The organism is Methylocella silvestris (assembly GCF_002891535.1).
GTDB classification, from domain to species: Bacteria; Pseudomonadota; Alphaproteobacteria; order Rhizobiales; family Beijerinckiaceae; genus Methylocapsa; species Methylocapsa silvestris_A.
Genome location: NZ_PDZR01000056.1, coordinates 1 through 2,117, shown reverse-complemented (window position 1 = coordinate 2,117; position 2,117 = coordinate 1). Strand labels below are relative to the sequence as shown.

2 protein-coding genes are annotated in these 2,117 nt (G+C 63.7%); both read left to right on the top strand.

Going from position 1 to position 2,117, the window contains the following annotated elements:
• On the top strand, window positions 1–554 hold a 554-nt coding region (locus tag CR492_RS20170), incomplete at its 5' end, for a DUF2924 domain-containing protein (protein WP_245412194.1).
• Window positions 547–2,117, top strand: a 1,571-nt coding sequence (locus tag CR492_RS20165; RefSeq protein WP_102845496.1) for a recombinase family protein, incomplete at its 3' end; no start/stop codon positions are given. The genes CR492_RS20170 and CR492_RS20165, both read left to right, overlap by 8 nt.

Sequence of the window (2,117 nt, the reverse complement as noted above, 5' to 3'; positions counted from 1 at the left end):
GTCTACCGTCTCCCGACGGAAGACAGCGGGCCGCCCGCCAAGGAAAAGGCGCGCCGGAAGGCGGCGTGACGATGTCTTCGGTCTCTTTCGATCGCGCCGCGTTGAATGCCGAGGCCGAGCGCTTTCGCGCGCTCGGCCCGGAGGAGCTGCGACAGGAATGGCGACGCCTCTGGCGCAGCGAGCCGCCGCAAATCAGTCGCGACCTGTTCGTTTTGGCGCTCGGGTACCGGCTCCAGGAAATCGAGCATGGCGGCCTCGGCAAGGCGACCCGGCGCAAGCTGCAAACTCTGGGCAAGGCCTTGCGCGAAACGGGTCGAGCGGTTCCACCGCCAGGCTCAGATCTAAAACCCGGCTGCCGCCTGATCCGGCAATGGCATGGCCGCACGCATACCGTAACCGTGCTGGAAGATGGATTCGAATACGCCGGCGATACCTATCCCTCGCTGACCCGGATCGCAAAGGCAATCACATCAGCGCATTGGTCCGGTCCCCGCTTCTTCGGCTTGCCAGGGACGAATGGCGACAGCGGCGCCGATGGAGCGTCTCATGCGTGACGCGATCGAGGCGCGGGCCGGCAAGAGGAAGCGCTGCGCAATCTACACCCGAAAGTCTTCCGAGGAAGGCCTTGATCAGGCCTTCAACTCGCTTGACGCCCAGCGCGAGGCCTGCGCCGCCTTCATTGTGTTGCAAAAGCAGGAAGGCTGGGTTCCCGCTCCGGCGCTGTACGATGACGGAGGTTACTCCGGCGGATCGATGGAACGGCCGGCCCTGAAAAGATTGATCGCCGATATCGAGGCGGGCAAGGTCGATGCAGTGGTGGTCTACAAGGTTGACCGGCTGACGCGGGCGTTGTCCGACTTCGCAAAGCTCGTCGACGTGTTCGACGCCAGAGGCGTCTCCTTCGTGTCGATTACCCAGCAGTTCAACACGACGACCAGCATGGGTCAGCTGACGCTCAACATGCTGCTTTCCTTCGCGCAGTTCGAGCGCGAAATGATCGGCGAGCGGGTGCGCGACAAGATCGCCGCCTCGAAGAAAAAAGGCATGTGGATGGGCGGCATGCCGCCGCTGGGCTACGACGTCAAGGACCGCAAGCTCGTCGTCAACGCGGAAGAGGCGCGTCTCGTTGTCGATATTTTCGAGCGTTATCTCGCGCTGAAATCGGTCCACGCGCTGCGCGCCGAGCTGGCCGATGTCGGGATCGGCAGCAAGCGTCGCGTACGGGCCGACGGCTCGGAATATGGCGGCCAGGCATTCTTCCGTGGCGCGCTGTATGCGCTTTTGCAGAACCGCCTCTTCCGCGGCGAGATCAGCCACAAGAGCAGCGTCTATCCGGGCGAGCACGCGGCAATCGTCGATGCGGGGCTTTGGGACGCGGTCCAGGCGACGCTTGCCGCGAACCGTGTGGATCGCGCGACCGGCGCTGGCATCAGAGCGCCGAGCCTCCTCGCCGGAATGGTCTTCGGCGCAAATGGCGAACGGCTGACCCCAACCCACGCCGTCAAGAAGGGCGCGCGCTATCGCTACTATGTGTCCGCCTCGCTTGTGAGAGGGGAAGGAAAAAGGTCGCACGGCCGGCGCATCCCTGCCGGCGATCTGGAAACGCTCGTGATCGGCAAGCTGCGCGACTTCTTCGCCGACGCCGGGTCGATACTCGACGCCTGCGCTCCCCAAGCCGGCGTCGCGACGGCCGGCCGGCTGATCGAAGCCGCCCGTCAGATCGCCAAGAACCTTGGCGGCTCAGCAGCGCAGACAATCAAAGCGATCCTTGCCGGACTGCAGTGCCGCATCGAAGTCGGCGGCGATCGTCTCAACATCATGCTTGCCCGATCCCGGCTTGCAGCGCTTCTCGAGAGAATGATCAATCCTAAAGCACAACACCGTGGGGCGGCGCCTGACCGCGATGATCTTATCGCACTCTCGTCAAATGTGGCGCTGAAGCGCGTCGGCCGTGAAATGCGCATGCTGATCGATGGCGTTGCTGATCAAACTGCTCCCGATCTAAGCCTTCTGCGCATTCTCGCCCGCGCGCATCGCGTCCAATCGAGCCTCAGCAAAAATCCCAAACTTAGCGTCCGCGACGTTGCGCTTGAGGAGGGCGTGACCGCGCCGCACCT